The organism is Streptomyces sp. W16 (assembly GCF_033194735.1).
In the GTDB taxonomy this organism is placed as follows: domain Bacteria; phylum Actinomycetota; class Actinomycetes; order Streptomycetales; family Streptomycetaceae; genus Streptomyces.
In genome coordinates, this window is record NZ_JAWOAI010000070.1 from 18,934 (window position 1) to 27,147 (window position 8,214).

General features: G+C 67.8%; 9 protein-coding genes and 1 pseudogene. 4 read left to right on the top strand and 6 right to left on the bottom strand.

Annotated features, from left to right (window positions below; all coding sequences use genetic code 11):
- Positions 1–5 precede the first annotated feature (5 nt).
- From R6V09_RS12445 to R6V09_RS12465, 5 genes are all read right to left on the bottom strand, one after another.
- On the bottom strand, positions 6–587 hold the full coding sequence (locus R6V09_RS12445) for a hypothetical protein (RefSeq protein WP_317881460.1): 582 nt from the start codon (positions 585–587) through the stop codon (positions 6–8).
- A gap of 6 nt (positions 588–593) precedes the next feature.
- Positions 594–1,352 carry a hypothetical protein gene (locus tag R6V09_RS12450; RefSeq protein WP_317881461.1) on the bottom strand — a complete coding sequence of 253 codons (759 nt, stop codon included), beginning with the start codon at positions 1,350–1,352 and terminating at the stop codon, positions 594–596.
- Positions 1,349–2,581: a hypothetical protein gene (locus tag R6V09_RS12455; RefSeq protein WP_317881462.1), complete on the bottom strand. Its 1,233-nt coding sequence runs from the start codon at positions 2,579–2,581 to the stop codon at positions 1,349–1,351. Before R6V09_RS12455 ends, R6V09_RS12450 begins: the two co-directional genes overlap by 4 nt.
- 89 nt (positions 2,582–2,670) lie before the next feature.
- The gene (locus R6V09_RS12460) at positions 2,671–3,039 is read right to left on the bottom strand and encodes a hypothetical protein (RefSeq protein WP_317881463.1); all 369 of its coding nucleotides are present in this window, start codon (positions 3,037–3,039) and stop codon (positions 2,671–2,673) included.
- 235 nt (positions 3,040–3,274) lie between these two features.
- Positions 3,275–3,505 (bottom strand): DNA-binding protein, encoded by a 231-nt coding sequence (locus R6V09_RS12465; RefSeq protein WP_317881464.1) that lies wholly within the window; start codon positions 3,503–3,505, stop codon positions 3,275–3,277.
- Positions 3,506–3,612: 107 nt separating this feature from the next.
- Between R6V09_RS12465 and R6V09_RS12470 the strand changes: the two genes are divergently transcribed.
- Together R6V09_RS12470 and R6V09_RS12475 are read left to right on the top strand one after the other, a co-directional pair.
- Complete coding sequence (locus tag R6V09_RS12470) at positions 3,613–4,167, top strand: helix-turn-helix domain-containing protein (RefSeq protein WP_317881465.1); 555 nt, start codon at positions 3,613–3,615, stop codon at positions 4,165–4,167.
- The gene (locus R6V09_RS12475) at positions 4,130–5,248 is read left to right on the top strand and encodes a site-specific integrase (RefSeq protein WP_317881466.1); all 1,119 of its coding nucleotides are present in this window, start codon (positions 4,130–4,132) and stop codon (positions 5,246–5,248) included. The genes R6V09_RS12470 and R6V09_RS12475 overlap by 38 nt, the downstream gene beginning before the upstream one ends.
- A 3-nt stretch (positions 5,249–5,251) precedes the next feature.
- Here the strand turns inward: R6V09_RS12475 and glnA are convergent, their stop codons facing one another.
- Positions 5,252–6,661, bottom strand: a complete 1,410-nt coding sequence (gene glnA / locus R6V09_RS12480; protein ID WP_019064482.1) for a type I glutamate--ammonia ligase — start codon at positions 6,659–6,661, stop codon at positions 5,252–5,254.
- A gap of 198 nt (positions 6,662–6,859) precedes the next feature.
- On the opposite strand from glnA, the gene R6V09_RS12485 reads away from it, so the two are divergent.
- Positions 6,860–7,327, top strand: coding sequence for an RDD family protein (locus R6V09_RS12485; protein ID WP_317881467.1), 468 nt, complete (start codon positions 6,860–6,862; stop codon positions 7,325–7,327).
- A gap of 179 nt (positions 7,328–7,506) precedes the next feature.
- Positions 7,507–8,214 (top strand): annotated as a pseudogene (locus R6V09_RS12490) (hydrolase); the annotation flags it as partial.

Consider the following 8,214-nt stretch of genomic DNA (forward strand, 5'->3'; position numbering starts at 1 on the left):
GGCCTTCACTTCGTGCCCTGATCGACGTAGTAGTAGCTGGCCGATGCGCCCGGGAATCCGGGTTCGACTCTGGTGAGCTTCCCGGCTTCGGTGAGCCTCTCCAGCCGCCTCCGCGCCTTCTCCTTCTGCGCCCTGCTGACCTTCTTGGACTCGAAGAGCGCTTCGGCCGCGGCGAGGGCGGTGAGACCTTCGGCGCCCGAGATCCGAGCCATCTCCAGAAGGTCGGTCGACTGCATGACGGACGTGCGGCCCGCCGTGTGGTCGTGCGCGAGGTGGAGCGGGCCGACTTCGTCCATCGGCTGCTTCAGGTGCCGGAAGGAGATCACCGGGTCTCCGGCTTCGCCCCACAGCAGGACGATCGACCCGGCGCCCGAGGTGATCCACACGGAGCCGTAGATGTCGGCCATCGTGTTCGGTTCGGTGCCGTTGGCGCCCCGCTTCACGAGGTGGTGGAGCTCCATCACCTGTACGCCTGCCGCGAGTGCCTTCTGTCGGGCCCGGTTGTACCCGGCGCCGACCTGGTCGTCGTCACGCAGCGCGCAGGAGACGGCCAGCGCCGCCTTGCGGAACGCCTCGGCTTCGGTCATCACTCGTCACACCGCGATGAAGAGCTGGGGAAGCTGGGCGAGGGCGCCACGGACCATGCGGTGCCGGTCGCGTCGCTGGACTTCAGCGATGGCTACAGCGTTGACGTCTTCCTTGAGTTCGCTCAGCGTGCGGCCGTAGCCCTCGACCTCGTTGATCAGTTGGGCGGTCGCGATGCGGTACTCGTCTCCCGACTCGATTCGCTCCGCCTGGTCCCGGAAGAAGGTGCGGCCGTCCTTCGCGAAGGTCTCGCGGTAGCTCCGGATCTGTGCGGCGAGGGCAGCAACCTTCAGTGCGCACTGGGACGCTTCCACCAGGAACTCGACCGTCGTCGGGTGCGTCCAGCGACGGACGGCCTCGAAGCGGGGCGCGTTGTTGTCGGTGTTGGCCCGCTGCAGCGGGCAGTACTTGAATGGCGAGTCGGGGTCTGTTGCCCAGGACAGGACTGACGTTCCGATCAGCTGATCGGCTTCCGGAGAGTCGAGCAGCTTCCAGCGGGGTTCCCGGATGACGCGACTGCGCCGGAGGTCGGCGCCGCTCTGCCAGACGACATGCCAGTGGGCGGCCGTCTCGCTGCACTTGTCCGGGTGGTAGTTGACGTACCCCCAGGGAACCCCGTTCAGGGTTCCGTCGTGGGCAACGAGCTTCTCCTCTTGCAGCTGCCGGAAGACGGACAGCGTGACCTGCTTGCCGCTGATCGTGAGGGCCTGCACCTCGACGGCGACTGTGGTGATCGAAGCGTTCTGGGTTGTCAGCTGCTTGCTCATGAAGTCTCCAGGAGGGTGGGGTTTCCATTTCTGGCCACTCCGTCTGAGGGGTGGGGGTCTCCTTTTCTGGCCAGCTTCCGAAGGGCGTCGGGGTCGATGTCTTCGGAGATGGTGTAGATCCATCGCACGGTCTGGCCGTAGGGCTCCTCGTCGACCGTGAGCAGTCCGAGGAGATGCAGCTCCTGCAGTACGCGGTCGGCGGTCTTGCGCGGCAGCTGAGTACGTTTCACGACATCGGCTGTACGTGACATCGGGTTGTCGACGACGGCGCCTAGGACGGCGAGCCGGATGGGCGGCATGCTGTCGCTGGCGCACCGGATGGCCAGGTTGAGCGCGTCCAGGCGGGGCTTTCCGATGGCGATGCCGCCGCGCATGATCTGGGACAGCTGCTTGGTGAACCGTGTCGGCATCTCCGGGGCGTGGGCCTGGACCACGTTGCCCTGGTAGTCCCGCTCGACCGCCGTGCGCGCGAGGGTCACGATGTCGGCAAGGTCGAGCAGCTGCTCCATGTCGTCGTCGGTCAGCTGAATGTGGGCCGCCGCATTGACGGACGTGAGTAGCGCGGCGACCGCGTTGGAAAGGTCCTCACGCATGCCGACTTCGTGGCTGACGTTCTTCAGTGCCTGGAGGCCGGCAGCTCGCCGGTTCTTCCGGCCTGTGGAGTCGATGCGCACCAGCACGAAGCGGTCGCCCATTGTGGAGATGACAGTGTGGGCCGCGTCCCAGGCGGTGGTGACGGCGCCGATGACGACGACTCGGCCTTTCCAGGTGAGCGTCTTACCGCCGTCCTGGCCGATCTCGCGGTCCCAACGCCCGTCGTACACCTCGCGGAGCGCGGCGAGGACGGACGCGCGAGCATCCCGGTTCATCGACAGAATCGACGTGACGTCCTTGATGACGAGCAGCCCGCGGTCTCCGATCTTCCGGAGGAGACCCCCGTGCGCGTCCTTGGCCTTCTCCTTCTCGGCCGTGCCGGATAGCAGGGCGGCCTCGCCGGTGATGGTCGACACGATGGTCGCGCCGACGCCGGACAGCGGCATGACCGTCTCGGTCTTGGCTGCCCCGGATCCGGATACGACGAGCAGCCAGCACGGGTCACCGGTCAGTTGCTCCGAGGCCGCCACGGACAGGACGGCATCGAGCGCGCCTGTGTCGTAGTCCTCGCCGAGCCACCGCTTGAACACCTTGTGCGTGGCATCGAGAGGTTGGCCAGGAATGGAGACCCCCATGTCTAGAGGTTGGTCAGAAATGGAGACCCCCATGTCTAGAGGTTGGTCAGAAATGGAGACCGGGGCCCCTGGGGTCGACTCGTCGAAGCTCACGCGGCCCTCCTTGCTTCGGTGTACGTGAGATACCGGCCGGGCTGCCCGGGTACGGCGATCGGAGGCCAGCCGGGGGTGGCCTGCAGCTGGTGCGCGGGCTTCGGCCTGGCGGCTGCGTCGAGTTCAGCTTTCGTGCGTCGCTCGGCGAGGGGCGGCCGACTGCGGGATGCCTCCCGAAACCAGGCGAGTAGGGCTTCCTCGTCGCCGTACTTCCGCCACATCTCGGCAGCGTCGAGGGCCGCGGCGAGCCGCTTCGGATCATCGGGCGGTAGCTCGATCCATGCCGGGCTGCCGTACTTGGGGAATACGCCAGCGAGATAGAGGATCTTGGCGTCGGCCCACAGCTGTACGCGGTCGTCGCTCATGCCGCCCCCCTGAACTGCAGGAGGTAGGTCGCACCACAAGGTGCGTCTCGCACGCCAAGCCCGATATGCCTATGCCACGACTTGCAGCTTGGGCAGCGGGCTGCGAACTCCAGCCGGCCGGACGTCTGGACGGGTACCGGTCGGGCGATGAGCTGTGGCACGATGGCGTCAACCGCCACCGCGCGAGTTTCCTGAAACGCCCCGGATTGGGCCCGGGGCGTTTCTGCGTTCTCGGTCATGCTGCGCGCTGACCTCCGGCCTGATCGGCGTCGTAGCTGTCGACGTCGTCCCAGCGGGCGCGCAGGTACTTGCCGACCCGGAACATGAGTGGGCCGATGCAGGTCTGCGTCTGGTGCCAGCGGTGGACGGTCTTCTCCGGAACGCTGTAGTGCTCGGCAAGCTCCGGCACGGTGGCCAGCGGACGCCTTGCTGCGTCGCTGGCACGGGGACGGCTTACACGCCCCATGAACACCTCCTGTGATCGTAGAGCACACTGGTGCAGATGAAAGCACCTGACGTGCCCGATCATGCCCCTTCCTTGCCCGTTGTGTCAACGAATGCTTTGATGTGCTTATGGATCACACCGAGAATGCCGCTGACCCGGTGGCTACGATCAGCGCACGGGTCAAAGAGCTCCGAACCCGCAAGGGGTGGACTGGTGCCGACCTCGGCAGACAGATGACCGCCCGCGGCATTCGCTGGGATCGATCAATCGTCGCCAATCTGGAGAACGGGCGACGCGCCACTGTGTCGGTAAGCGAGCTGCTAGCTCTGGCGCGCGTCTTCGACGTGGCCCCCGTGCATCTACTGGTGCCGGTTCAGGAGCAACCGTTTCGAGTAGCTGAAGACGAGGTCTATCCCGCGCGGCGGGTGCGGGCATGGATCAGGGGAGAGAGCCCCCTTCCCGGTACGGATGAGCGGATCTTTCGTAGCGAGGTCCCGCTCGACGAGCTAGGGAGACTGACCGTCGAGGGTCAGTCGAGGCGCGACAGGATGAGGGCGGAGTATCGCGCGGCCACCGGACGGGAGATCGGCGACGACGCCCTTTTGAACTGGATGACGGGATACGAGACGCCCAAGGAGTTGGACGATGGCGAGCAAGAGCATCGCGAAGCGCCCGAACGGTAAGTGGCGGGCCCGGTACCGGGACCTGGCCAACAAGGAGCACGCGCGGCACTTCGCCCGGAAGCTTGACGCCGAGCGCTGGCTCGACGAGGTCACGGCCGCGCTGGTCACGAACACCTACGTCGACCCGCGAGAGCGGAAGCTGACGGTTGACCAGTGGTGTGACCTGTGGCTGGAGTCCTACGCGAAGCGCGTGTCGACCGTGCGGCAGGCGAAGGTGCATCTGGCGCAGATCCGCGAGGAGTTCGGCCCACTGCCCCTGATGGCGGTCGACGAGATGGCCGTAAAAAAGTGGATGGCCCGGCTACTGCGGGAGGGTGCGGCGCAGTCGTACCGCTTCGCTCTGCACAGCCGGCTGTCGCAGGTGATGCGGGCCGCGGTACGCGCGAAGAAGATCACAGCGAATCCCTGCTCACGGGAGACGTCACCGGGCGGGGGAAAGCAGCGGCCCTACGTCTGCACGGACGCGCAGCTCTGGCAGCTGTACGGGGCGGCCGAGGAGAAGTACCGGCCCGCCCTGTTGCTGGGGGCGTTCGCCGGCCTGCGGATCGCCGAGGCGTGCGGGCTGCGCCTGGTCGACGTCGACCTCGACGCGCGGACCGTGACGCCCACGGTGCAGTACCCCGCGGAGCCACTGAAGACCGAGTCGAGCGTGGCGGCCGTGCCGATCCCGGACCTGTTCGTGGGCGAACTCAAGCGGCTGCTCGACGGGCGCACGGACGGGTGGGTCCTGCCCGACGACGAGGGCGCGCAGTTGGGCCCGTGGAAGATCGAGCGGCATATGAGGCGCATTCGCAAGCAGGTGCCGGGGCTGTCCCCGGAGTTCCGGTACCACGACCTCCGGCACTACTACGCGAGCATGCTCATCGCGAGCGGGGCGGACGTGAAGATCGTGCAGCAGAGGCTGCGGCACTCGAAGGCCACGACCACGCTGAACACTTACGGTCACCTCTGGCCCGACTCGGACCAGTCGACCCGGACGGCCGTCGAGCGTGCCATGGGACCCTTGATCAACAAAACTGCGGACCCCCTGCGGACTGTCGAAGAGTCCGCAGAGGGTCCGTCCAGCGTAGAGCCCTGTTGATCTTTACACGTCGAAGTAGAGCTCGAACTCGTGCGGGTGCGGACGCAGCTGCAGCGGCGCGATCTCGTTCGTGCGCTTGAAGTCGATCCACGTCTCGATCAGGTCGGGCGTGAAGACGTCGCCCGCGAGCAGGAACTCGTGGTCGGCCTCAAGGCGGTCGAGGACGGCCGGGAGGGAGGTCGGGACCTGGGCGACGCCCGCGTGCTCCTCGGGGGCCAGCTCGTAGAGGTCCTTGTCGATCGGCTCGGCCGGCTCGATCTTGTTCTTGATGCCGTCCAGGCCCGCGAGGAGCAGGGCGGAGAAGGCGAGGTACGGGTTGCCGGAGGAGTCGGGCGCGCGGAACTCGACGCGCTTGGCCTTCGGGTTGGAGCCCGTGATCGGGATACGCATCGCGGCGGAGCGGTTGCGCTGCGAGTACACCAGGTTGACCGGCGCCTCGAAGCCCGGCACCAGGCGGTGGTACGAGTTCACCGTCGGGTTGGTGAACGCGAGCAGCGACGGGGCGTGCTTGAGGATGCCGCCGATGTAGTAGCGGGCGAGGTCCGACAGACCCGCGTAGCCGGCCTCGTCGTAGAAGAGCGGGGTGCCGCCCGCCCACAGCGACGAGTGGACGTGCATGCCCGAGCCGTTGTCACCGAAGATCGGCTTCGGCATGAAGGTCGCGGTCTTGCCGTTGCGCCAGGCGACGTTCTTCACGATGTACTTGAAGAGCTGGAGGTCGTCGGCCGCGGCGAGCAGCGTGTTGAACTTGTAGTTGATCTCGGCCTGGCCGGCGGTGCCCACCTCGTGGTGCTGGCGCTCGACCTGGAGGCCGGACGCGGCCAGTTCCAGGGAGATCTCCGCACGCAGGTCGGCGAAGTGGTCGACCGGCGGGGTCGGGAAGTAACCGCCCTTGTAGCGGACCTTGTAACCGCGGTTGTCCTCGACCGCACCGGTGTTCCAGGCGCCCGCCTCGGAGTCGATGTGATAGAAGGACTCGTTCGCCTTGGTCTCGAAGCGCACGCTGTCGAAGACGTAGAACTCGGCCTCGGGACCGAAGTACGCGGTGTCGGCGATGCCGGTGGAGGCGAGGTACGCCTCGGCCTTCTTCGCCACGTTGCGCGGGTCGCGGGAGTACTGCTCGCCCGTGATCGGGTCGTGGATGAAGAAGTTGATGTTGACCGTCTTGTCGCGGCGGAAGGGGTCCACGCGCGCGGTCGACAGGTCGGCGCGGAGCGCCATGTCGGACTCGTGGATGGCCTGGAAGCCGCGGATCGAGGAGCCGTCGAAGGCGAGTTCCTCGTCCGGGTCGAAGGCCGTTGCCGGCAGTGTGAAGTGCTGCATCACACCCGGCAGATCGCAGAATCGGACGTCGACGAACTTGACGTCCTCGTCCGCGATGAACTTCTTGGCCTCGTCGGCGTTCTGGAACATCCAGCTCCTCCTACTCCCGACCGTCCGTGCCGGGGTGGTAGTTCGTTCGTGCGGCCAGTGCGGTGGCACACGCTGGACCCGACCTTAGGGACGGGGGATTTCTCAGGCGTGACCCATTTGTTTCGCCCAAGTTAACCGGTCTTGGGCCGCCTGGCCCCTCCTGTCCGCATGGCAGAACGCGGGCAGTACCGTGGACGGGTGGACAACAGGGATGCAATCGGCTCATGGCTCTCCGGGCCCCGCGAGGCCGCGGAGCGAGCAGGTGTCGACTTCGGCTACCGCGGCGAGCAGCTCGGCCTGCCCGAGCACGGCCCCGGCTCGATCGCCCGCCCGGGCCGCCGCCTCGGCGCCCTCGTCGTCGACTGGGCTCTGTGCCTGTTGATCGCATACGGCCTGCTCACCCACGGCTACAACCAGGCGACCGGCAACTGGGCCCTGCTCATCCTCTTCGTCCTGAGCACCCTCACGGTCGGCACCATCGGCTTCACCCCGGGCAAGCGCCTCTTCGGCCTCCGCGTCTACGCCCTCGACACCGGCCGCCCGAACCCCCTCCGCGCCCTGCTCCGCTCCGCCCTGCTCTGCGTCGCCGTCCCCGCCCTGATCTGGGACCGCGACGGCCGCGGACTTCACGACCGGCTGGCGCGCACGGTGGAAGTGCGGATCTAAGCGGTAGCAGTCGTACGGCGGTAGCGGTCGTACGACCGAGGGGGCGTCCCGGAAGGACCCGGGCCGCCCCCTTTGCCGTGCCGGGCGGGTGACCGTCGGCCGGGCACGGCCCGGGGTCCGCTCCGTGACGGGCCGTGACCGGGACACTGTCGCCGTTCCCGACGGAAGTGGTGGGCAGGATGGCAGCAGGCGACAAGTCGACGGTCGTGGCCAGGGCGCCGATGGTCGCGGAGATCGCGGCCCGGTACGCGGACGAGGCGGAGACCGCCCGGCGGCTCTCGCCGCAGGTGGTCGAGGCGGTGCGGGACGCGGGGTTCGCCCGGCACTTCGTACCGCGGGCCCATGGTGGCGAGGCCGGTGGTTTCGCCGAAGTGACCTCCGCGGTCGGCCTGGTGGGGGAGGGCTGCACCTCTGCCGCCTGGGCCGCCTCGCTGGCCGCGTACGCCGGGCGGTACGGGGCGTTCCTGCCCGAGGAGGGGCAGGCCGACATCTGGGCGGACGGCCCCGACGCCCTGCTCGCCGGTGCGCTCATGCCGTCCGGCAAGGCGGAACCGGTGGCCGGCGGGTGGCGGCTCAGCGGTGAGTGGAAGTACATCAGCGGGGTGCACTTCGCCGACTGGGCGCTCGCCTGCGCGGTCGTACCCGCCGAGGGGCCCGTGGACCCGGACGCGCGGCCCGAAGTGCGGTTCTTCGCCGTGCCACGGGCCGACTTCGCCATCGAGGACAGCTGGTTCACCGTGGGGATGCGGGGCACCGGCAGCGACACCCTGCTCCTGACCGACGCCTTCGTGCCCGAGCACCGGACGCTGGCCCGGTCGGCGGTCCATGCCGGACGGGCGCCCGCGTCGGACGCGCGCTGCCACATCGTCCCGATGTACGCCGTGAAC